Origin of the sequence: Acinetobacter stercoris (assembly GCF_900323515.1) — a bacterium.
In the GTDB taxonomy this organism is placed as follows: domain Bacteria; phylum Pseudomonadota; class Gammaproteobacteria; order Pseudomonadales; family Moraxellaceae; genus Acinetobacter; species Acinetobacter stercoris.
In genome coordinates this window covers 1-22,673 of sequence record NZ_OOGT01000044.1, presented here as the reverse complement: position 1 = coordinate 22,673, position 22,673 = coordinate 1, and the positions used below count along the sequence as shown (strand labels likewise).

Genomic DNA, 22,673 nt, shown 5'->3' with positions numbered 1-22,673 from the left:
GATAAATAGTATTCTTTTTTTAGTTTAGATAGCTAAATAATGTTTTATATATAAAACAAATTATGGAGCAATATATGAGTTGGATCTCAGTTTGTGACAAAAGCGAAGTCACTGAAGATGAACCGAAAGCGTTTGAATTAAATGGGACCAAAATTGGTATTTTTTTTGTAGAAGAACATTACTACGCAATTGAAAACGTTTGTCCGCATGCATTTGCTTTGCTTACAGAAGGTTTTATTGAAGATCAATCTGTTGAATGTCCTTTGCATGAAGCAATTTTTGACATTCCAACTGGCGAACTGAAAAGTGGTCCTGGTTGCCGTAATTTGTGTACTTATCCTGTTCGTGTTGAAGGACAGAATATTCAAATAGATATTTAGACCATTAAAAGGATGAATGGCATGAAAGATTTTAATGAAAAATTAGAAAGCTGGATAAATAGTCAACCACCTAGACAAGCTGGAATTAACAATATTCAGGTTCCTGGAAACCCTGAATTATTGATCTGGCAGACCCGATATAAAGCTCCAACAATATATGAGCAGGATTTTATTGACAATCTTATAACTGCTTTTGCATCTGATAAAAGTGAATTGACAGATCTGGTTAATGCCTTGAATGAACAAGGTTTTAGCAATGAAGCTGGTATTGCCTGGACTGAAGCAAGTTTCATTGAAGAAATACAACGTCTAGGTTATTAACAGGGATGAATTGAAATGAATGCGATTTTTAAAGATACCCAGAATGTTGAGGCATATTTGGAACTTGGTTTACGTGATCAGTGGTATCCGGTTCTTGCAAGTTGGGAAGTTAATACAAGTCCTGTAGGCATAACTCGTCTGGGTGAAAATATTGCAGTGTGGCGAGATAAGCAGGGGCAAGTTCATGCGATTGAAGATCGCTGCCCGCACCGTGGGGCACGTTTATCACTGGGATGGAATCTTGGTGATCGTTTGGCATGTTGGTATCACGGTGTAGAAGTCAATGGCGACGGAATTGTTGAAGATGTACCGGCAGTTGATCAGTGTCCAATGAAAGGAACGCAATGTGTGAAATCCTATCATGTCATAGAAAAACATGGTGCTATTTTTCTGTGGTTTGGTATTGATCCTGTTGAAAAACCAAAGCAATTGGAGTTTCCTGAACAATTGGCAAGTGAAGAGTGGAGTTCATTTTTGTGCCAGGCAGATTGGAAAGTGAATTATCAATATGCGATTGATAATGTCATGGATCCTATGCACGGCTCATATTTGCACTGTACATCTCATTCAATGGCAGAAGGTGACAAGACAGCTGAAATGCGCCATCGCACGACTGATACAGGATTTATCTTTGAAAAAGTTGGTCAAACTGGTGTCAATTTTGATTGGGTTGAGTACGGTAATACGGGCGCAAGTTGGTTGAGACTTTCCATTCCATATCGTAAGGAATTTGGACCTGGTGGTGAATTCTGGATCGTAGGTTATGCAACGCCTATTGATGCAGATAATACACGGGTATTTTTCTGGCGTTGTCGTAAGGTTCAAGGATGGCAACGTCATGTATGGAGATTCTTATATCGAAATCATTTAGAAAAATTACATTGGGATGTACTTGAACAAGATCGAGTCATTCTTGAAACTTTAGCACCAAATGCACGTCAATACGAAAACCTGTATCAGCATGACGTTGGTTTATCACGCTTACGCCGCTTAATGAAGAAAGAAGCTGAAAAGCAATTAAAAAAAATTACTTTATTAAACGACGCTGAGCAAAACCGTATAGCGATGCAGGAAGCATAACATGGCTAAAGTTCAATTGTTGCAAGATAAAAAAGTCATTGTGACTGGTGCAGCTCGTGGCTTGGGGCGTGATTTTGCAGAAGCTATTGCATCTGCTGGTGCCAAAGTTGTGATGATGGATATTCTGGAAGACCTGGTTTTATCCGAAGCCTCAAAACTTAAATCACAAGGATTACAGGTTGAAGCAACAGTTGTTGATTTATCAAATATAAGTTCTATCGAAAGGGCTGTGGAATTTGCTGTTGCTCAATTGGATGAGCTTGATGGTCTGGTTAACTGTGCAGCAATGGCAACCAATGTTGGTGGCAAAGATATGCTGAACTACGATCCAGATTTATGGGATCGGGTTATGAATGTCAATGTAAAAGGCACCTGGTTGATGACAAGAGCCTGTGTTCCATATTTAAAAAAGTCGGTGGCAGGCAAAGTAGTGAATATTGCTTCTGATACGGCTCTATGGGGTGCACCAAAACTTATGGCTTATGTCGCAAGTAAAGGTGCATTGATTGCAATGACCCGCTCAATGGCAAGAGAACTTGGGGAATTTAACATTAGCATTAATACCATTTCTCCAGGTCTAACCCTTGTCGAAGCAACCGAATATGTTCCTGAAGAGCGTCACAATCTCTACGTGAATGGTAGAGCTATTCAGCGGCAACAAGTCCCTGATGATTTAAATGGAACAGCGTTATTTTTACTTTCAGACTTATCCTCCTTCGTGACTGGTCAAAATATTCCAGTTAACGGTGGTTTTGTCTTTAACTAAGGGAAAACTCATGATTACAGGGATCGAAGTTCTAAAATTTGGCGTTGAAGACCGTCAAGCATCTAACACATTCTTAAATGATTTTGGTTTAACCGCGATTCAGTCTGATATTGCAAATACTGATTTATATAAAACTCAAAATGGCAGCAAGATCTACCTTTTCGATGTTGATGATGAGCGATTACCCAAAGCAATAGAGTCTGGTTCAACACTCCGTGAAGTAACTTGGGGTGTAAGCCAGGCATCAGATTTGATAGATATTTCCAGAAAAATATCTGATGTGGATGGTTTTGAACAAACAGCCAAGATTGTGAAATGTATTGATCCGAATGGAATAACCATCATTTTTCAAGAAAGCATTACTCATGATGTACCTGATATGAAAACCGAAGGGATTAATCAATATGGGAACATCCAACGTATAAATGCGGCAAGTCCTGTTTATGATCAGGCAAAACCGATCATGATTGGTCATGTTGTTTTTTTCACCCCGGATTTGCGGAAAACACAACAGTTTTATATTGAAAAATTTGGCTTTCATTTGTCTGATGCATACCGCAACCGTGGTGCCTTTTTACGTTGCCGTAGTGAAGGTTATCACCATGATCTATTCCTTTTATCTCTTCCAGACAAACCCGCTGGTTTAAATCATGTGGCATTTGTAGTTCGTGACATTCATGAAGTTATCGGCGGCGGTTTGCATATGAATCGTGCCCATTGGTCGACTTTTATTGGTCCTGGTCGTCATCCGATTTCGTCAGCTTATTTCTGGTATGTCAATTCACCCATGGGTGGGGCATTTGAGTATTACACCAACGATGATTATCTCACTGAAGAATGGGTTCCTCGTGAAGAGGAGCATCGCTTGGAATTGTTCACTGAATGGGCTATTGAAGGCGGGCTAGATCATGCAACTCGTCGTCAAGTTAAACCAGCATAAATCTCAGGATATATCGGGTAAATTTCTATGGATAGAATCGTAGTCATCGGTGCTGGTCAGGCATCTGCCTGGGCTGTGAATACCTTAAGACAACAAGGTTTTCCAGGTGAAATACATGTTATTTCCAATGAAGATCAGGTTTTTTACGAGCGCCCACCACTCTCAAAGCAAGTGCTTTCAAAAGAAGCGACTTATGAAAGTCTTAATTTATTTAAACGGGATCAAATAGATCAATTATCAATTACTTGGCATAAGCCAGATCATGCAACACAGATTGATCGAGACAATAAGCTGGTCGTACTGGAGAGTGGTAAAAAACTGCCTTACGACAAACTGTTAATTGCTACGGGCAGTCGTGCGCGTGTTCCTGTTCAGAAATGGAATGACCTGAACAATCTGTTTACTCTCAGAAATGTACAGGATTGCGAGCGTTTATCAGGTGTCCTGGAAGAGTCAGGGAAATTGGCAATTATTGGTGGTGGCTGGATCGGGTTAGAGATCGCCGCAACTGCTCGAAAGAAAGGTAAGGAAGTTCATATATTTGAATATGGTGATCGCCTTTGTTCAAGAAGTGTTAGTCCCGAAGTTTCTCGATTTTTAAAAGATATCCATGAACAAGCAGGGACTTATATTCATTTAGAGGCTAAAAATCTCGAATTGAATGAGTCTGTTAACCACAAAATTATTGTTGATGATGCCAAAGATATTGTCGCTTTTGATGCTGTAGTTGTTGGTGCAGGCGCTGATATCGCCAAAGAACTTGGAACTGAATCAGGTTTGGAGGTTAGGGATGGCATTGTGGTTAATCAGTATGGTCAAACGTCTGATGAAGACATTTATGCTGCGGGGGATGTAGCAATTCATCCACTACTAGGTTACAGCATTCAATCATGGGCAAATGCACAAAACCAGGCCATTTCAGCTGCAAAATCAATGCTAGGTATCGCAACTGAATATACGGATATTCCTTGGCTTTGGTCTGATCAATATGACTATAACATTCAGATTTTAGGAACATACCAGCCTGAAAAATATGAACAACTGGTAATCCGGGAAAGTTCAGAAACACAAAAAAGCTTTTTATATCTGGATGAACACAAACGATTACTCAATGTCATAGCTATCAATGATTCTAAGCTTATAAAACTGGCAAAACGCTGGATGCAAAATGCCACTGTTTTAGAGCCAGATCAGTTATCCAACTCTGATTTTAATTTAATGAAGCTAAAGCCGTAACTGTTAATCCGAGCTCATTACCAAGTCGAAGGAATGAAATATGAGTAATGAAGAAAAAAGTGGATTGAAGCAATGGATACCTGCATTCGTTTTAATGATTTGTGTGGTTCTGGCTTTTTTCGACAAAATTAGTATCGCTGTTTTATTTGCCGATCCAGGTTTTCAGGACGCGATGGGAATTGCCGAGGATAAAGCAAAACTTGGCTGGTTAATGACAAGCTTTCTGCTTGCTTATGGTTTCTCATCTGTTTTTCTCAGTTTTTTGGGAGATATTTTTAACCCGATGAAAATGCTGCTGTGGAGTGTATTTTCTTGGGGAGTATTGATGGTATTTATGGGATTCACCGATCACTATGGCACGATGCTCTTTTTTCGGGTGCTGCTAGGTATTGCTGAAGGACCTCTTTTTGCATTGGCATATTCCATTGTGAAACAGACTTATACTGAAAAACAACAGGCGAGAGCCTCAACGATGTTTCTTTTAGGAACACCACTAGGCGCATTCCTGGGTTTTCCAATAACAGCTTATGTTTTAGATCATTTTAACTGGCATGCAACATTTTTAGTCATGGCTTTTTTAACCATGTTTGTATTGATGGCGGTTATTTTTGGTCTAAGTAATCTTAGTCTTAAAAGAACGATTGACTTAGAGCATGGAACAAAAAGAACCAATTTCATTGGGCATGTTCAAAATTCCAGAAAACTTTTGACCAATGTCCCATTTTGGCTGGTATGCATATTCAATATTGCTTTGATGACATATTTGTGGGGCTTAAATAGCTGGGTTCCATCATATTTAATACAGGATAAGGGCTTTAATTTAAAAGAGTTCGGCACTTATTCAAGCTTTCCATTTATTGCGATGCTTGCAGGTGAAATTGTAGGTGCATTTTTATCGGACAAACTGGGACGCCGTTCAATTCAGGTTTTTTTAGGGTTACTTTTCGCAGGCATTTTTATGTATGCAATGGTAGTTCTTACAGAGCCACACATGATCATTGCTGCAATGTCATTGAGTGCGATGTCATGGGGTTTTGGTGTTGCTGCAGTATTTGCTCTTTTGGCAAAAGTGACAACTGCAGATGTTGGTGCGACAGCAGGTGGTATTTTCAATGGTCTGGCAAATTTTGCCAGTGCAATCGCACCAGTTTTAATTGGTTACATCGTAATGCAAACCCACAGTTTTAATCTAGGAATAACTTTCCTTGCGGTAGTTGCCGTATTGGGGTCGTTTTTCTTGGTTCCTTTATTAAAACGTTATTAATCAATGTGTCAATAACCTTATTCATTAATCAGGAGCGAGACAATGGCTACAGAACAATTTGAAACTTGGAAGCAACCAGAAGGAGCTTCACTGGAAGAATGGTTAACTACCCGTATTGCACGTTTTGAAACTCGTAAATACGATTTTGATGCACTTAAATTCCAAGCTGATTATGACCCTAAGTATCGTCGTGCACAAATGCGTTATATGGGAACAGGTGCAACTGGTGTCGAAAATGATGGAAACACTGTTCCTTCGGAACATTTCACTTTTTCAACCATGGTCTTACCACGTCACTGTGAAGGTCCTTTGCATGTTCATGATGACGTTGAGGAAGTATTTTTTATGCTACGTGGTGAAATTGATTTATTTGTTGAGCACAACGGTGAAAAGTTTTCAACACGCCTAAAAGAACGAGATCTGATTTCAATTCCTCCAGGCGTCTATCGAGGTTTGTACAACCCTGGTGATGAAGATGCCTTGATGTGTGTCATGATCGGTACAAAAAAACCTCAGATTCCAACCTATCCACCTGAGCATCCATTATCAAAAATTAAACGTAATTAGTTTTTTAATTTTGAGGAATCTCTGATGACCTATGTTGAAAAGTTAAAAAAATTTCCAAACAAAACAGTCAAACTTGACAGATTTTTACAGGCTTATCGTGAAGCAGGACAAGGAGATCATCATCTGGTTTTGTTACACGGCATTAGCTCAGGTTCAGGTTCTTGGATCAACCAGCTTGAAGATTTAGGTCATCAATTTCATATTCTGGCGTGGGATGCACCAGGATATGGTCAGTCAGATGGTTTAGCGACTAAAACCCCTAAAGCAACTGATTATGCAGTGCGATTAAAAGCTTTATTTGATGCATTAAATATTAAAAAAGCAATTATTGTCGGACATTCTCTAGGCGCTTTACAAGCCAGTGCATTTGCACACGATTATCCTGAATATGTGGAGGCTTTGGTAATCACCAATGCTGCACAAGGATATGGCCAAAGCGATGCTGAAACTCAATTACAAGTTTTTCAAAAGAGACCCAAAATGTTACAGGAGCTAGGTGCAGAAGGTATGGCAAAAAGCCGTGGTCCGCATCTTGTTTATAAACAGGATTCTAATGCATTGTCACTTATTGAAAATGTGATGGTAAATATATCTCTTGATGGATTTACCAATGCATCATATTTGTTGGCTTACGATGACATTAGAAATTATTTAAAAAACTTAAAAATAAAAACGGTTGTTATTGCAGCAAAACAAGATGGCATAACACCAATAGATGGAATCAAGAAACTCGCTGAAGACTTAAATTTATGCAATTTTCAACAGATTGATCAAGCAGGTCATTTAAGTTATCTCGATCAACCTGATGTTTTCAATAATATTATTTTAGAAATTATACATCAAACCAAGTGAGATAAGGATATGAGCTTCCAGGTAGAAGGAAAAACAGCAGTTGTTACAGGCGGCTCTTCAGGTATTGGTTTAGCTGCGGTTGAACTATTAATAAAGGGCGGTGCGAGCGTTGCTTGGTGTGGTCGTGATGAGGCTCGGTTATTACATTCAAAAGACTATATTTTGCAAAAATACCCAGAGGCAAAAGTTTATACACAAAGTTGTAATGTTCTGGATAAATCAGATGTTACACGTTTTGCTGAAGCGGTAAAAAGCAAACTAGGCAATGTTGATATGCTAATCAATAATGCAGGACAAGGTCGTGTTTCAAATTTTGAAAATACACAAGATGAAGACTGGTTAAAAGAAACTGAATTGAAATATTTTAGTGTAATTTTCCCAGTCAAGGCATTTTTAGAACAACTTAAACAATCAGATTGTGGATCAATCACGAATGTTAACTCATTACTCGCATTACAGCCTGAGCCACATATGATCGCGACATCTGCAGCTCGTGCGGCATTGCTTAATTTAACTCATTCACTTTCGCATGAGTTTGTCCAATATGGTATCCGTGTAAATTCAATATTGCTTGGAATGGTGGAGTCTGCTCAGTGGAAACGCCGTTTTGAGCAACGATCTGATACAGAATTGAATTGGGAGCAATGGACGGCAAACATTGCAAGAAATCGGGGTATTCCAATGCAGCGTTTAGGAAAACCAGAAGAACCTGCTCATGCCTTGGTTTTTTTGGCATCTCCACTAGCATCATATACCACTGGATCAACAATTGATGTTTCTGGTGGATTTAACAAACATCTGTAAGGAGTAGCTGATGAAACAGCTCATGATGATTGGTTTCGGTGCAATGGCAGCAGAAGTCTATAGTCATATGCCTTCTGATCTCCAATTAAAATGGATTGTTGTACCTGAAAAAAGTGTAGCAAAAGTTCAATCTCAGGTTGCTCAAGACATACAGGTAATTTCTTCAATTGATCTATGCCAAGGTGTTCCTGATTATGTGATTGAGGTCGCTGGTCAAGCCGCTGTAAAAGAACATGCTTTAAAAGTTTTGGAAAAAGGCTGGACGATTGGATTGATTTCCGTTGGAACGCTTGCAGATAGTGAGTTTTATCAAAAATTGCAAATGACTGCAGAAAAAAATGGTGCACATTTACATCTTTTAGCGGGAGCAATTGCTGGAATCGATGGGATTGCGGCCGCTAAAGAAGGTGGATTGGAAAAAGTGACGTATCAAGGTCGTAAAAGTCCCAAAAGCTGGAAAGGTAGCTATGCAGAACAATTAATTGATCTTGATGCGGTTAAAGAACCAACTGTATTTTTCAAAGGAACTGCACGGGAAGCCGCTATTAAATTTCCAGCAAATGCAAATGTGGCAGCAACTATCGCTTTGGCTGGTCTTGGCATGGACAAAACTATGGTCGAACTGATTGTCGATCCTGACATCAAAAAAAACAAACATAGCATAGTGGCACAAGGACGCTTTGGTGAAATGACAATTGAAATGGCAGGTGTTCCTTTAGCTTCAAATCCGAAAACTTCGACATTAGCTGCACTGAGTGTGATCCGGGCATGTCGAAACAGTGTTGAAGCCATTCAGATATAAGGATGATAAATATATGGTTAAAGAAATTTATATTGCAGGTGAATGGCGTTTAGGTCGTGGCGGTACTATTAAAAGTTATTTCCCGGCAGACAATTCAGTAAATGCAGAAATTTCAACAGCTTCACTCGAAGATGTGAATGAAGCAATTGAAAAAGCAGAACAGGCCTGGCGTGATCCATCCTGGCGTAATCGTTTGCCACATGAACGTGCACGTATTTTATATAAGGTTGCAGATATTATTGAAACACGTGTAGATGAATTATCTAGACTTCAAACACGTGACAATGGTAAGCCACTTACAGAAACTCGTGGATTGGTCATGAGCGCAGCAGCAACTGCACGTTATATTGCTGCTGCATGTGAAACATTTAATGATGAGCTAACCACACAACGTGCATCTGATTTCATGACGCTGAGTGTACACGAACCAGTCGGTGTAGTTGCAGCGATTACGCCCTGGAACTCTCCAATTGCAAGTGAAGTTCAAAAGCTTGCACCTGCATTAGCAGCAGGTAATGCAGTAGTGTTAAAACCAGCAGAAGCAACTTCACTGATTGCACTTGAACTGGCGAAAATTTTTGAAGAAGCAGGCTTACCAAAAGGGCTACTGAGCGTATTGGTTGGGCGTGGTTCAGTCATTGGCGATGCAATCGTAAAGCACCCATTAGTACGTAAAATTTCATTTACAGGTGGTACAACAACAGGTCGAAATTTGGCTCATATTGCAGCTGAAAAACTCATTACAACGTCACTGGAGCTCGGTGGAAAATCTCCAACGATTGTATTTGATGATGCAGATATTGAATTGGCTGCTAAAGGTGTCGCTTACGGAATTTTTAGTTCAGCCGGTCAGGCATGTATAGCAGGCTCACGTCTGTTTATACAACACAAAGTTTACGATAGATTTTTAAAGCGCTTAAATGAGATTACTCAAAATCTTCGTGTTGGACATCCTGAAAAAACAGGTGTTCATATGGGATCATTGATCAATCAAAAACACCTTGAATCAGTTGATCGTTATGTCAATTTAGCGCTTAAAGAAGGCGGAAAAATATTAACTGGTGGTAAAGCTTTAACTGACGGTGAATATGCTAAAGGCAGTTTTTATTTACCGACTATTATTACGGGGCTTAACAATTCAGCTCAAACTTGTCAAGAAGAAATTTTTGGTCCTGTGCTAGTGGCGATGAAATTTGAGGATGAAGAAGATTTACTTAAACAGGCCAATGATAGTTGTTATGGTCTTGCTGCGGGTATCTGGACAGAAAATTTCAGACGTGCCTGGAAAATCTCTCGTGCTTTGGAAGTTGGTACAGTCTGGATAAATACGTATAAAAAATTTTCAATTTCAGTACCATTTGGTGGTTTTAAAGAGAGTGGAATTGGACGCGAGAAAGGTCGTTTGGGAATTTTGTCTTATATGCAACAAAAGAGCATTTATATGGGATTGAACGAAGAACCTAATGCTTGGGCTGAGTAAGCAATAAAACATACGATTCATGGATAGAAGATATATTTTTTGAGGCAAATGATTATGACTGAACGAGTAAATGTAGGCGAAGCGATTGCTCGCGTTTTAGAAGAACATAATGTTGATAGTATTTATGGTGTGATCTCTATTCATAACTTACCTATTGCTGATGCCGTAGGCCGTCGTGAAAAAATTCGATTTGTTGCTGCGCGTGGTGAAGCTGGTTGTGTAACCATGGCTGATGCTCATGCACGCTTTAAAGGTTTGGGTGTGGCATTAACCAGTACAGGTGCCGGAGCTGGTAATGCAGTGGGGTCTTTGATTGAAGCGATGAATGCAGCGAGTCCGGTTCTTCATCTCACCGGACAGGTTGAACGAGAGTATCTAGATCGTGATGCAAGTTTTATTCATGAAACCAAAGACCAGCTGACATTTTTAAAAGCATCAAGTAAGGCTGCATTTCGTATAACCAGTCCAGATAATGCTGTTGGTGTCATTCGGGAAGCGATCCGTGTTGCGACTACAATTCCAATGGGGCCAGTCAGTGTTGAAATACCGATTGATGTACAAGCAGCTGAAATAGATTTACCTTTAAATTTGGCTCCAGTCAAAGCACTACAACTACCACAAGCCTCCGATGCGGAAATTGATCATATTGTGAGTGAAATAAAAAAAGCCAAACGTCCAATTTTCTGGATTGGTGGTGGGGCAATAGAAAGTGTAGAACAGGTTAAGGCAATAGCTGATCTAGGTATTCCTGTGGTTTCTTCCACGCATGCACGAGGTGTTTTGGCAGATGATCATCCGCGCAGCTTAGGTGCATTTCACAATTCTACTGATGTTGAAACTTTATTGAAAAACGCAGACTTACTGGTGGTCGTTGGTTCTCGTTTACGTAGTAATGAAACCAAAACTTATTCAGTCGAATTTCCGGAAAATATCATTCAAATCGATGCAAATCCTGTTGCCCAGCAACGTAACTATAAAATTCGGGATTTCATTTGTGGTGATGCAAAAGATGTTTTAACCCGGGTAGTTGCAGGATTGAATAATAACCCGAAGGTTGATGCTGAATATGATCAGGCAGTTATACATGCTAAAAAGACAGCAATAGAAGCATTACGCACACAAGTAGATCAATATGCCTTGATTTGTGACTACTTACGTGCTGCATTGCCAGCAGATGGTATTTTTGTTCGTGATATTACTATGTCAGGCAGCACGTGGGGCAGTCGTTTATTTCCGGTACAAAAACCATTACAAAATATTCATTCTCTTGCGGGCGCAATTGGTCTGGGCTTGGCTCATGCGATTGGGACATCAATAGCTAATCCGACGAAGAAAGTGGTTGGTATTGTTGGTGATGGAGGTTTGATGCTCGGTATTGGTGAAATTGCTACGATGGCGCAAGAAAACACCGATATGGTACTCATGATCATGAATGATGGGGGCTATGGTGTGATGCGTGGAATCCAGAATAACTATTTTGGTGGTCGTCAATATTATAATGAACTGCATACACCGGATTATAAGGTTCTTGGTGAGTCAATGGGCGTTAAGAGCTGGAAAGTAGGCAGTGCAGAAGAATTTGGAGTTATCATCAAAGAGGCTATAGATTTTAAGGGGCCTGCGATTATTGAACTAGACATGAACTCGATTGGTCCATTGAATTTCTCTGGTCCTCCGCAAAAGAAATTATATTAAGATCATGGGTGCTGTATTTCTGAAAATACGGCACTCATACGAATAAGAAATAGACGGTAATACACTATCTTCAAGATTTAATAACAATTGCTGTAAAGTATAGCTGGGCAAAAGACAGAAAATAGTATTGACCTGACTGTGACTGATTTTTTGTAAAAGCGGGTAAAGGATAGAAAGGACAAACAGCAGTAAGATAATATTATCATTAATTTTTGTATTCACAGCTTTAGAACATATTACAGTAGATGTTTAGATTTCAACATTTCCACTGATTTGTGATGCTATACAAACACTATTATGGAAATTAAAAAATATAAGATATTGTAAAATAATAAAAAAATAATGGCACAGAAGATGCTAAAGACATATGAATTCTGAAACCAAGGAATAAATATGTCTTATGTCCTAGACGAAATAGAACGTCCATATGAACAAATATCACAACCCAAACTATCAAAAATCTGGATTACACGATGTCCAGTACCAACTGCAACAGGGATCGCCTTAAAAAGGGGAACGCTAACACAGAAATTTAAAGAAAAAAAAATAGATGTTTTTGCTTTACAGGACTTACGTCAAGGTTTGTCTATACACCATATCGACCATCAGCTTCCTGCGCTTTTTAGAGAGGGAGGAAATGTTCCTGCCTTGGCTGCCCGATCTGAAGGTGCTCCAAGTCGTCTAATCGGTTTGACTTGGATTGATGAGTGGCAAGTCATCATCGTTCGACCTGATTCTGAAATTAGTAAACCTGAACATCTAAAAGGTGCCAAAGTTGCTTTGCCAGCTTATGCAGATAGAAGGGCTGCCAGTATATTTCGGGCGATGTCTTTACATGGGATTAAAGGCACTTTACAGATCGCTGGTCTTTCACTTCAGGATGTTGAATTTATAGAAGTAAAAGAAAGGGGTGATTCTGAAAAAGCTTTAGACCCGAGCGTCTTCTGGACAGGTTTAGATGCACTCACAACTGGTGAAGTAGATGCAGTTTATGTAAAAGGTGCTTCTGCTGTTGAGGCAGCAAAAAAACGTGGATTGAAAGTCGGGATTAATCTGGATGAGTTCCCCGATCTGAGTACACGTGTCAACAATGGCACACCACGTCCGATTACTGTCCATGAAGATTTACTGGAAAATCATTTTGATGTTGTAGTCGATTTCTTGGAAGAATTATTAGATACGGCGGACTGGGCACAAAATCATCTGGAAGAGGTATTGAGTATCCTGGAAGGTGAAACAATCGCAGAAGCTGAGAGTGTCGCAACAGCGTACCGCAATAATTTCCACCTGTCATTGCATCCATCTTTGAGTGAAGAGCGTTTGCAATTGCTTCGGCAGCAGAAAGATTTCTTATGGTTACATGGCTTTTTAGAGCGTGATATTGATCTGGATACGTGGGTAGACCACCGTCCACTAGCTGAAGTTTTAAAGCGTAGACAACAAAAACAAAATAATATTTGAGGATAAAAAAATGACTGCCATTGTTCAAACACCATTATCGAGTGAACTCACCGATTTTATCGAAGTCACACGTCAAAAAGCTGAGTTTGCTTTTGAGGTCTTTCGTCAGACCAATACGATTACTGCAAATGGTACGGTGAATTTTGTTGAGCGTGCTCCAGTTGATAATGTTTTGGTTACCATTAATTATGCAGGACCTTGGGCGAAAGAACAAAAAAGCAAAATTTTGGTTGAAACACTGGAGGGGCAAGCACTATTGGGACGTCAGGCCGCTGCTGGACGTTTTAATAAGTTGTTTCGTGATCATCCGGATGTCACTACAGTCTCTCATGTTCATGCACCAAATCTCGGGGCTTGGGCACAGGCACATAGAAGTTTGCCGATCCGTTATGTGCCAGTGCAACGTTTCCATTTATTTCAAGAACTACCAATTTATATAGATCGCCGTCAGGCAGAAGTTGATTTCATTCTGGAACAGTTACAAGTAAATCTGGAATATCGGGCCATTTTGGAAGCCAATGGCGGTGCAACTGTTTGGGGACGTCAGGGTCTGGAAGAAACAGCCGAATTTATTTTACTTTTGGAAGAAGGCGCGCAAATTCAGCTCTTGGCTGAATTGGTGGGTGGAAGCCGAAACTTTGGTCCAGGGGTATTACAACAGCAATGGAAAATGAGTGGCTTGACTGAAAAAGCTCAATCATTGGGTCTATTGCCATAACAATAAAATCAAACTTGCTGAGAAAAAAATGACAGTAAAAATATTCAATGATCGGATTCTACTAAATAGCTATGAACGATTAAAAAGTCGTGAACTACATGTGATGAGTTTCAAACACATAAAGAGATTGGTCACTAAAAAGAATGATGCGAATTATTTCTGTTCATCATTTTTCATTTCTAAAGTTTTGTTTACACAGGTGTGTAGTCAATTTTTAAGGAATAAATGTGCCATGGCTCGTGTAGGGTATTTCCCAAACCTTGTCATAATACGATTGGGGAGATATTTGCATCGTTTTATTTTTACTGAAAAAGTCTTTTCAGAACGCTTTATTCCTCGATTGAGAAAGGGAGTGAGCTGATGAATAAATTAACACGCAGGGAATTGATTAAACAAACTGGTTTAGGATTTGGGATGTTGGCAGCCGCAAGCACTATAGGTTGTTCAAATCCTGAATCTGCAAACACAACAGAAAAAGCTGCTTCTGATGAAAATGTTCAGCCGCAAAAAGGCGGTGTTATTAAAATCGGAGTGATTAACGGCAATCAGGCGGGGAATCTGGATGCCCACAAACCTATTGGTGCATCTAGCGCTTTTAGGGGCTGGCCACTATATGCAAAGTTATGGGAGTGGGGACGTGATATTCGACCGACTTTGGCTTTAGCAGAATTTGCAGAACCAAATGCGGATGGAACAAAGTGGACTATCCGTTTAAAAAAAGGTCTGGAGTTTCATCATGGCAAAACTATCCGTGCTGAAGATGTCATTTTTTCACTCAAGCGATTAACAGATCCGAAGTTGGCGTCACCATTTGCTGCATATCTTTATTCTTTACAACGGGATGCGATAAAAAAACGGGATGATTATACCGTTGAAATTCCATTCGCATCAGGTAAAGGTCTGGTGATATTGCCAGAAGCATGGATGAGTTGGGGGGGAATTGTTCCTACTGACTATGACCCTGTACATAATATTGTTGGAGCAGGTCCATTTAAGCTGGAAAGTTTTACACCTGGGCAACGTTCTCGTTTTGTGCGTTTTGAAAATTACTGGAAAGCTGATCAACCTTATGCTGATGCAATTGAGGTAATTGATTTTAAAGACCAGACGGGGCGGCTTGCTGCTTTGCAATCTGGTCAAATTGATATTGCAACAGGGATTAGTGCAGAACATGCAGCCTTGATTCAAGCCAATCCGAAATTAAAAGTAGTGTCATCTGAAACAGATGCATGGCAGTCCTTTGATATGAACACTTCCAGAGCCCCTTTTAATGATCAACGGGTTCGTCAGGCATTTCGCCTGATTGCAAATCGAGAGGATTTGGTTAAACGGGCATTGGCAGGTCATGGTCGAATTGCGAACGATTTATATTCATGGAGCGATCCTGTCTATGACCGTAGTATTCCACAGCGTCAGCAAGACTTGAATAAGGCAAAAGCTTTACTCAAAGACGCAGGTTATAACAATAATTTAAAGGTCGAGCTTTATACCAGCGGTGATAGTCATGCCGCCTTGGTTTTCGCACAACATGCCGCACAAGCAGGTGTAACCATAAATGTTAAGCAGGTAGAACCAGCCACTTTTGCTGACGCACTCAAACAAGACTGGGCATTTAGTACAGGGTTTAATGTCTCACGTCCTTATCTTCTGACCGTTTTACAAATTGATGGCCCAGAAGCTGCGAATAATAAAACCCGATTTAAAAATGAACGATTTAGCCATCTGGTACATGCTGCATTGCAACAGGCAGATCTGGAAAAACAAAAGCCTTTAATTCACGAAGCTCAAAAAATACAGCATGAGCAAGGTGGCTTATTGATCTGGGGATTTAATAATGTTCTTGATGCACATTCAAGCCAGATCGGTGGTGTAACTCCAGACCACACTGGTTTTGCTGCATGGCGTACTGATGAGTTCTGGAGACGAGGATAAATATTATGACCATCCAAGCCTCCAAAATGGACAAAGCAATCGCTCAGAATGTTGTCAATCAGGGGATACGATTACCAGCATGGTTACCCTGGTTTTTGATGAGGATTGTCTCGGGCGTTTTTGTGGTGTTTGTGATTAGCCTGATCGTATTTATTGCTACACAGGCATTACCATCAGATCCAGCGAGAGTTATTTTAGGACCTGAAGCTCCCGAAGCAACAGTACAGGTGCTACGTGAACAACTGGGATTAACTCAGCCTATCCTGATTCAATACTGGCACTGGTTAACACAGATTATTCAAGGGGATTTTGGTCGGTCTATAGATTCGCATGTATTGGTTATTGATATTTTAAAGAATTTTTTTGCCAATACCTTGGCGCTGAGTTCCTTAGTCATTTTATTCAGTGTCCCCATTTCTATTGTTTTAGGTGTCTGGCTGGCATTACGCCGCGATAGTATTGCAGATCGTGTAATCGTTTCGATTTCCATACTGTTTAAAGCAGTGCCAAGTTTTGTGTTGGCAATCTGGTTGATGATGTTTTTTTCAACCTCAGTATTTCATATCTTGCCTGCTGCTTCATTATTGATTCCAGGGCAGTCACCATTTACCCAATTACAGTTTCTGATTTTACCGATTTTAGCGCTAACACTTTCTTTGGTTCCTTATCTCATGCGTTTAGTTCGAGGCTCGATGATTGATGCATTGGAGTCTGATTATGTAAATGCTGCACGTTTGAGAGGGATACCTGAGCGTAGGATTATCTGGAAGCATGTTTTGCCAAATGCTCTGGTTCCTGTCGTGCAAGGAACTGCATTGAGTATTCGGGTTTTACTCAGTGGTGCAATTATTATCGAAGTGATTTTTAGTTATCCAGGTATTGGTAATGCTTTAAATGCCGCGATTGAAATGCGTGATATTCCGACGATCCAAGCGATTGTTCTACTGCTTACGATTTGTGTTGTCATGGTGAATCTGATAGCCGATTTGTTGACAACACTGTTGACACCTAAAATCAGAACAGCAAGACAACATAAAGCCCGCTCACCTGGTTTACGTCAAGCTATACGTTTATGGAAATCTGGTCGTCCCATTACGGTCAAACCTGTTGATCGACGTAATGCTTTGAAGCATATCAAACAAGGGGAGCAGCAATGAGTATTTTACATTGGCACGAAAACAAATTTATAAGAGCGCTAACGAAAGAGCGTCAAGTGCGTTTTGGTGTGGTTGTTACGCTATTTATATTGTTATTTGCATTGATTGGCCCGGTCGTAGCACCTTATGAATCGACAGCTTTAGTCGGGACGACATACGGTCTGTCTGAGGGGAAATCATTTTTAGGTTTTGATTATCTTGGACATGATGTGTGGTCAAGAGTGCTCAATGGCGGCGTTTCAGTGATTTGGATGACCATTTCTGCAAGTGTAATCGCTTTGTTCATTGGTACTACTTTAGGCATTTTAGCGGCATTTTCCAGAAAGAAGCTTGACCAGTTTATTACGTGGTTGAGTGATGTTTTTATGGCATTTCCAGACCTGATCCTGGTGTTGTTGATCGTGTCTATGCTGGGTCGGGAACCTTGGTTAATCGTATGTACTGTATCGATTGCCTTTATTCCGGGAGTGATACGTCTGTCGCGTAGTGTGGCGTTGAACATCGTTGAACAAGAATATGTTGAATCTGCAAAAATACTAGGTTATTCAAAAGTATATATCCTGTTTCGTGAAATTTTACCGAATATGCTGACTCCTTTGCTCATTCATCTTGGCGTTATGCTGACATGGGCAGTCGCGATGTTATCTGGATTGGCTTTTTTAGGATATGGCGTAGCCCCACCGACTGCTGATTGGGGATTAATGATTAATGAAAATCGTGCAGGGTTATTGATTCAACCATGGGCTGTGTTTGCTCCTGTCATTTTAATTGCGCTCTTTGCTCTAGGTACTAATGTCTTGGCTGAAGGTGTAGGGCGGGCTGCGGCAAGGGTTGAGGAGAGATAAATGACAAAGGCCTATAAACCTGTTGTGTTAGCTGTACAAAAACTCACGGTTGCATTAGTGAGTACCGGACAGGACATTATTTCTGATATTTCATTTCAGTTAAGAGAAGGTGAGGTTTTAGGTTTAGTCGGTGAGAGTGGTTCAGGTAAAACAACCTTATCCAGTGCATTGCTTGGTTATACCCGTCACGGTGCTCAAATTACTGATGGAAGTGTATATCTGGATGAACAGGATATTCTGAAACTGGGTGATCAGGCGTTACGTAAAATTCGTGGTGCGAAAATGAGTCATGTCGCCCAAGATCCAGGGACAGCGTTAAATCCTGCATTAAGAATTGGTCGTCAACTCGAAGAGCTTTTAGAAATACATCAACCTGCTTTAACGAGCACTGAACGAAAGCAGAAAATCGGCAAAATCCTGTCTGAAGTAGGTTTGGAAAATGGCAAAGATTTTTTAAAGCGTTATCCGCACCAGCTTTCAGGTGGGCAGCAACAGCGGATTTTACTGGCATTGGCTTTTTTGCTTGAACCAAGATTAATTATCTTGGATGAACCAACTACAGCTCTAGATGTTACGACTCAAACCCTGGTGTTAAATATTATCCGACGTTTATGTCGAGAATACCGAGTTGCGGCAATTTATGTTTCACATGATTTGACCGTTGTTAAGGAAATCGCAGATCGGGTAATCGTATTGTATGCAGGACGAATTGCTGAAGATGCTGATTTAGAAAATTTGTTTAAAGCACCCAGACATCCTTATACGCAGGGACTGTTAAATGCAATTCCTGATATTGCAATTCGACGTGAATTATTGCCTATAGAAGGACATGCCCCAGCCCCAGCTAATCGGCCACAGGGTTGTGCCTTTGCAGAACGTTGTGCATTTTCCAGTGAGATTTGTCAACAACAAACGCCACCATTAATACAAAGTTCTGAGGATTTACAAGCGCATTATGTGGCATGCCATCATTCAGAACAGGCGACTTTTATAAAACCAGAGCACTACGTAAATGACATCCAATTATTTGATGAAAAACAGGATCATCATTTATTAAAAGTTGAACACCTGAATGCCTGGTACGGGCATCAGCAAATCTTGTTTGATGTGTCTTTGAGTTTACAAAAAGGTGAATGTCTGGCTCTGGTTGGAGAGTCTGGTTCAGGTAAAACCACACTTTCACGTAGCCTTGTGGGGCTAAATCAACAAGTTGATGGTCAACTCTATTGGGAAGATCAGATTTTACCTTTCCAGTCTGGTAAACGAAGTCTAAAACAACGCCATCAGATTCAATATATTTTTCAAAATCCTTATAAAGCGTTAAACCCTGCACATACTATTGGTCAGACATTGGGCAAAGTTGCACAACATTTTTTTTCATCATCAAAAGCACAGGCTCATCAGCAGATATTGGCTGTTTTGAAGCAAGTCTCTTTACCTGCACATGTACAAGATTTATATCCACGTGATCTCTCTGGAGGTGAACGGCAGAGGGTGGCGATCGCGAGAGCTTTACTTTGCCAGCCAGAAATACTGATCTGTGATGAGATCACTTCTGCCTTGGATGTCTCGGTACAGGCTTCTATTTTAAAACTGTTGCAACAACTGCAAAAGCAAGGGCTAACTTTATTATTTGTTACCCACAATCTGGGGGTGGTACGAGCCATAGCAGATCGAGTTGCTGTCTTAAAAAATGGTCATATTGTTGAATATGGCGATACAGATCAGGTTTTGAGTCATGCAAAACATCGATATACCCAAAAATTATTAGCACATGCACCAAGTTTATTCCGTGCAGAAAATCAATACGAATTGAATTAAAAATAATTTAATGATCCTACGGAGTTTTCAAATGAATGATGTCAATATAAATAACTTTTTGACCTTGAATCATGTACGGCATATTTTGTCTGAACAAGAGGCAATACAGGTTGCCGAAGAAGTCGCAGAACAACTCAGGCAATATGCAGAAAATCCAAGTTATAACAGTTCTGTACCTTATGAACAGGCACGTCTAATTTCAGAGGCTGGATTGACTGCGATTAGTGTCCCTAAACAGTTTGGTGGTTTAGGAGCCGGTGTTTTAACGATTGTTAATGTCGTTAAAATTATTTCTTCTGCCGATGCAGGTGTTGGGCAACTTTTACAAATCCATTTTACGATGTTACGTAGTTTGCTGGTTGGCTTTCCTGATGAGGTTCGCGATCAGGTTGTTCAAGACATTTTAAATGGCAAGCGTTTAGGCAATGCACTGGCAGAAGTCGGTGGAAAGAACAAATTGGATCATAAAACCCGAATAGAAAAAAATCAGCAGGGTGAATATGTACTTAACGGTAGTAAGTTCTATTCTACAGGCTCATTTTTGGCAGAGTGGATTTCTCTGTTTGCAGGGAGTGACGATGGTACGGTAAATATTCTGCTGCATCGTGACAGTGAAGGGCTGGAGCTGGTTGATGATTGGGAAGCGATAGGTCAAAACAATAGTGTAAGCGGGACTGTCAATTTTCATAATGTCATCGTTGATGAAAAATATATTGTTAAACGGGGACTGGTTCCGCCGATCAGAACAGGCTTAACTTGGCCACAAATTTTACATGCTGCAATGGATACCGGTATTGCCAAAGGTGCGCTAGAAAATGCAGTGCATTATTTACAACATCATGCCAGACCATGGGTAGAAAGTGGTGTTGAAAAAGCTGTTTATGAACAGCATGTCATTAAACAGGTGGGGGAGTTTGCTGTACTGGTTCGTTCATCAGAAGCTCTATTAGAACGTTCAGCGGCTATTTTTGAAGAGCATTTTACAAATGTAGAAGATGAGGCATTGCAAACCGAGTTAATTTTATCGGTTGCGGCAACACGTAGTCAGTCAGACTATGCTTCACTTAAAATTTCGAGTGAAATTTTTGGATTATTGGGAGCAAGTTCCACTTTATCGAAGTGGAACCTGGATCGTTTTTGGCGTAATGCGAGAACACATACTACACATGACCCAATTCGCTGGCGCTTATATCACATTGGAAATTATTATCTAAATGATGTACCGCCAGGTGAATACAATACTGAATTAATTAAAAAGCAAGTTCAGAATAGTTCAGTACTTCAAAGTAGTTGAGTCACTGGGTTTTCGGATAAAAGAGGTTGCTATGCAGCCTTTTTTATTGCAGTTCAACAATAATTAGTAATTGAACAGAACTTATTATTTTTTGTTGTTCAATATACAAACTGGGTGATCAATGATGTGATCGCCCAGTTTATATCAAATCTTTATAATAACTTAGATTTCAATATGTTCAGCGAGCCATGCTTGGACATCGATTTGTTTTGGAATAAATTTCCAGCGATATAGAAAATCACTAAAGTCCTGTAAAGCCAAAACAGAATTCTGGTCAAAGTTGGTATTGAGTTTCAAATGGGCTTTTTCACCATAGGCAACGTGTACCCAGTGTTCACTACTGTTACATTCCTTGGCTAAATAACGATACGTTTCACTGGCATTTTCATGTGCCCATTGTTCTGCTTTCAATACCGAATCTACGATCGATTGTACTTGTTCTGGGTGATTGAGCAGAAAATCTTCATCCACAGTCAAGGTACGTGGAGTTCCGTTATTTGACCGGAGAATCGGGTCAGGGTGTGAACCGATGTCAATGACGGTATGTAAAGCAAAATCATGTGCGACTTGTGCTGCATGTGCTCCTTTTAAAAAGATTGCATCTACATCACCTTTGAGCAATGCTACAATTTCTGCACTGGCATTTAACTTATTTGCGTCACCAAAGAAACTGCTATCTCGCTGTTCTGTTTGTGACTGTTGGGCTTTTAAAATATCAGTACGAATACAGTCAACCAGCTCTACAACATCTACACTTAAATCGACTGTTTTCAGTGCGTTTTCTAGTCCTCGAATTGCCTGTGCGCGTGAAAAATCTATGATTGAATCCTGATTGTTCGGTATACCAAAACGTTTACCTTTCAGATCGGCTACAGTTTGAATTCCACTATCATAACGAGTAAGTAATAATTGAATTTCATCGGCCCAAGAGAGTCCGATAACTCTGGTTTTTTGCCCTGAAGAATATGCCCAAATGGCTGGAATGCTGCCACCATGCCGTACAGAGTTTGGTAGCGTGTGATTGAAGTGTGAATTACGGATATCTTTAGAGTTGGATTCGCGGATTGATTTGGTTTCGATATTATATTCGCTAAATTTTTCCTGAAGCCAACCTTTTTGAACAGCGATACCTAATCCAGTTGGAACAGGGCAGCGCGTATACCAAAGTGTTGCTAATGGTGTAGTTGTTGCAATATTCATCATGACATCCTTTAAAAATATCGATGTCTATAGCAATATAAATGCCATTATTTAAACT

21 protein-coding genes are annotated in these 22,673 nt (G+C 40.1%); 20 read left to right on the top strand and 1 reads right to left on the bottom strand.

Translation table 11 applies throughout. The features are described 5' to 3' along the window. Window positions 1-74 precede the first annotated feature (74 nt). The 20 genes from KPC_RS06830 to KPC_RS06735 all read left to right on the top strand — a co-directional run bounded on the left by KPC_RS06830 (window position 75) and on the right by KPC_RS06735 (window position 21,415). Window positions 75-380 (top strand): non-heme iron oxygenase ferredoxin subunit, encoded by a 306-nt coding sequence (locus tag KPC_RS06830; RefSeq protein WP_121973658.1) that lies wholly within the window; start codon window positions 75-77, stop codon window positions 378-380. Between the two features lie 21 nt (window positions 381-401). Next, window positions 402-701 (top strand): recombinase-like helix-turn-helix domain-containing protein, encoded by a 300-nt coding sequence (locus tag KPC_RS06825; RefSeq protein ID WP_121973657.1) that lies wholly within the window; start codon window positions 402-404, stop codon window positions 699-701. 15 nt (window positions 702-716) lie between these two features. After that, window positions 717-1,781 (top strand): aromatic ring-hydroxylating oxygenase subunit alpha, encoded by a 1,065-nt coding sequence (locus KPC_RS06820; protein ID WP_121973656.1) that lies wholly within the window; start codon window positions 717-719, stop codon window positions 1,779-1,781. Window position 1,782: 1 nt separating this feature from the next. Next, entirely contained in the window at window positions 1,783-2,547 is a 765-nt protein-coding gene (locus KPC_RS06815) for an SDR family oxidoreductase (protein WP_121973655.1), read from the top strand. Between the two features lie 10 nt (window positions 2,548-2,557). After that, window positions 2,558-3,487, top strand: coding sequence for a VOC family protein (locus KPC_RS06810; protein ID WP_121973654.1), 930 nt, complete (start codon window positions 2,558-2,560; stop codon window positions 3,485-3,487). A 27-nt stretch (window positions 3,488-3,514) separates the two neighbouring features. Beyond that, entirely contained in the window at window positions 3,515-4,723 is a 1,209-nt protein-coding gene (locus tag KPC_RS06805) for an NAD(P)/FAD-dependent oxidoreductase (protein ID WP_121973653.1), read from the top strand. A 40-nt stretch (window positions 4,724-4,763) separates the two neighbouring features. Continuing rightward, window positions 4,764-5,987, top strand: coding sequence for an MFS transporter (locus KPC_RS06800; protein ID WP_121973652.1), 1,224 nt, complete (start codon window positions 4,764-4,766; stop codon window positions 5,985-5,987). Window positions 5,988-6,029: 42 nt separating this feature from the next. After that, entirely contained in the window at window positions 6,030-6,554 is a 525-nt protein-coding gene (locus KPC_RS06795; RefSeq protein ID WP_121973651.1) for a cupin domain-containing protein, read from the top strand. A 21-nt stretch (window positions 6,555-6,575) separates the two neighbouring features. Continuing rightward, window positions 6,576-7,406, top strand: a complete 831-nt coding sequence (locus KPC_RS06790) for an alpha/beta fold hydrolase (RefSeq protein ID WP_121973650.1) — start codon at window positions 6,576-6,578, stop codon at window positions 7,404-7,406. 9 nt (window positions 7,407-7,415) lie between these two features. Beyond that, on the top strand, window positions 7,416-8,210 hold the full coding sequence (locus tag KPC_RS06785) for an SDR family oxidoreductase (RefSeq protein ID WP_121973649.1): 795 nt from the start codon (window positions 7,416-7,418) through the stop codon (window positions 8,208-8,210). Between the two features lie 10 nt (window positions 8,211-8,220). Next, window positions 8,221-9,012, top strand: a complete 792-nt coding sequence (locus KPC_RS06780) for an aspartate dehydrogenase (protein ID WP_121973648.1) — start codon at window positions 8,221-8,223, stop codon at window positions 9,010-9,012. A gap of 13 nt (window positions 9,013-9,025) precedes the next feature. Next, on the top strand, window positions 9,026-10,492 hold the full coding sequence (locus KPC_RS06775; protein ID WP_121973647.1) for an aldehyde dehydrogenase: 1,467 nt from the start codon (window positions 9,026-9,028) through the stop codon (window positions 10,490-10,492). A gap of 54 nt (window positions 10,493-10,546) precedes the next feature. Beyond that, entirely contained in the window at window positions 10,547-12,187 is a 1,641-nt protein-coding gene (locus KPC_RS06770; RefSeq protein ID WP_121973659.1) for a thiamine pyrophosphate-binding protein, read from the top strand. 393 nt (window positions 12,188-12,580) lie between these two features. Continuing rightward, a complete protein-coding gene (locus tag KPC_RS06765) occupies window positions 12,581-13,648 on the top strand; it encodes an ABC transporter substrate-binding protein (RefSeq protein WP_121973646.1) in 1,068 nt (355 codons plus the stop codon). A 10-nt stretch (window positions 13,649-13,658) separates the two neighbouring features. Next, window positions 13,659-14,366, top strand: a complete 708-nt coding sequence (locus KPC_RS06760) for a class II aldolase/adducin family protein (protein ID WP_121973645.1) — start codon at window positions 13,659-13,661, stop codon at window positions 14,364-14,366. A gap of 360 nt (window positions 14,367-14,726) precedes the next feature. After that, window positions 14,727-16,298 carry an ABC transporter substrate-binding protein gene (locus KPC_RS06755; protein WP_121973644.1) on the top strand — a complete coding sequence of 524 codons (1,572 nt, stop codon included), beginning with the start codon at window positions 14,727-14,729 and terminating at the stop codon, window positions 16,296-16,298. Between the two features lie 5 nt (window positions 16,299-16,303). After that, window positions 16,304-17,455, top strand: a complete 1,152-nt coding sequence (locus KPC_RS06750; protein ID WP_121973643.1) for an ABC transporter permease — start codon at window positions 16,304-16,306, stop codon at window positions 17,453-17,455. Then, the gene (locus tag KPC_RS06745) at window positions 17,452-18,300 is read left to right on the top strand and encodes an ABC transporter permease (protein WP_121973642.1); all 849 of its coding nucleotides are present in this window, start codon (window positions 17,452-17,454) and stop codon (window positions 18,298-18,300) included. The genes KPC_RS06750 and KPC_RS06745 overlap by 4 nt, the downstream gene beginning before the upstream one ends. Beyond that, window positions 18,301-20,121, top strand: coding sequence for an ABC transporter ATP-binding protein (locus tag KPC_RS06740; RefSeq protein WP_121973641.1), 1,821 nt, complete (start codon window positions 18,301-18,303; stop codon window positions 20,119-20,121). A gap of 31 nt (window positions 20,122-20,152) precedes the next feature. Next, window positions 20,153-21,415, top strand: coding sequence for an acyl-CoA dehydrogenase family protein (locus KPC_RS06735; protein ID WP_121973640.1), 1,263 nt, complete (start codon window positions 20,153-20,155; stop codon window positions 21,413-21,415). A 162-nt stretch (window positions 21,416-21,577) separates the two neighbouring features. Here the strand turns inward: KPC_RS06735 and KPC_RS06730 are convergent, their stop codons facing one another. Then, window positions 21,578-22,615, bottom strand: coding sequence for an ABC transporter substrate-binding protein (locus tag KPC_RS06730; protein WP_121973639.1), 1,038 nt, complete (start codon window positions 22,613-22,615; stop codon window positions 21,578-21,580). Window positions 22,616-22,673: the final 58 nt, after the last annotated feature.

Excerpts from the sequence above, each read along its gene's own strand:
- KPC_RS06745 (WP_121973642.1), top strand. The coding sequence starts at position 17,452 with ATGAGTATTTTACATTGGCACGAAAACAAATTTATAAGAGCGCTAACG.
- KPC_RS06740 (WP_121973641.1), top strand. The coding sequence starts at position 18,301 with ATGACAAAGGCCTATAAACCTGTTGTGTTAGCTGTACAAAAACTCACG.
- KPC_RS06785 (WP_121973649.1), top strand. The coding sequence starts at position 7,416 with ATGAGCTTCCAGGTAGAAGGAAAAACAGCAGTTGTTACAGGCGGCTCT.
- KPC_RS06765 (WP_121973646.1), top strand. The coding sequence starts at position 12,581 with ATGTCTTATGTCCTAGACGAAATAGAACGTCCATATGAACAAATATCA.
- KPC_RS06825 (WP_121973657.1), top strand. The coding sequence starts at position 402 with ATGAAAGATTTTAATGAAAAATTAGAAAGCTGGATAAATAGTCAACCA.
- KPC_RS06810 (WP_121973654.1), top strand. The coding sequence starts at position 2,558 with ATGATTACAGGGATCGAAGTTCTAAAATTTGGCGTTGAAGACCGTCAA.
- KPC_RS06815 (WP_121973655.1), top strand. The coding sequence starts at position 1,783 with ATGGCTAAAGTTCAATTGTTGCAAGATAAAAAAGTCATTGTGACTGGT.
- KPC_RS06755 (WP_121973644.1), top strand. The coding sequence starts at position 14,727 with ATGAATAAATTAACACGCAGGGAATTGATTAAACAAACTGGTTTAGGA.
- KPC_RS06800 (WP_121973652.1), top strand. The coding sequence starts at position 4,764 with ATGAGTAATGAAGAAAAAAGTGGATTGAAGCAATGGATACCTGCATTC.
- KPC_RS06820 (WP_121973656.1), top strand. The coding sequence starts at position 717 with ATGAATGCGATTTTTAAAGATACCCAGAATGTTGAGGCATATTTGGAA.
- KPC_RS06830 (WP_121973658.1), top strand. The coding sequence starts at position 75 with ATGAGTTGGATCTCAGTTTGTGACAAAAGCGAAGTCACTGAAGATGAA.
- KPC_RS06735 (WP_121973640.1), top strand. The coding sequence starts at position 20,153 with ATGAATGATGTCAATATAAATAACTTTTTGACCTTGAATCATGTACGG.
- KPC_RS06795 (WP_121973651.1), top strand. The coding sequence starts at position 6,030 with ATGGCTACAGAACAATTTGAAACTTGGAAGCAACCAGAAGGAGCTTCA.
- KPC_RS06805 (WP_121973653.1), top strand. The coding sequence starts at position 3,515 with ATGGATAGAATCGTAGTCATCGGTGCTGGTCAGGCATCTGCCTGGGCT.
- KPC_RS06750 (WP_121973643.1), top strand. The coding sequence starts at position 16,304 with ATGACCATCCAAGCCTCCAAAATGGACAAAGCAATCGCTCAGAATGTT.
- KPC_RS06770 (WP_121973659.1), top strand. The coding sequence starts at position 10,547 with ATGACTGAACGAGTAAATGTAGGCGAAGCGATTGCTCGCGTTTTAGAA.
- KPC_RS06760 (WP_121973645.1), top strand. The coding sequence starts at position 13,659 with ATGACTGCCATTGTTCAAACACCATTATCGAGTGAACTCACCGATTTT.
- KPC_RS06775 (WP_121973647.1), top strand. The coding sequence starts at position 9,026 with ATGGTTAAAGAAATTTATATTGCAGGTGAATGGCGTTTAGGTCGTGGC.
- KPC_RS06780 (WP_121973648.1), top strand. The coding sequence starts at position 8,221 with ATGAAACAGCTCATGATGATTGGTTTCGGTGCAATGGCAGCAGAAGTC.
- KPC_RS06730 (WP_121973639.1), bottom strand. The coding sequence starts at position 22,615 with ATGAATATTGCAACAACTACACCATTAGCAACACTTTGGTATACGCGC.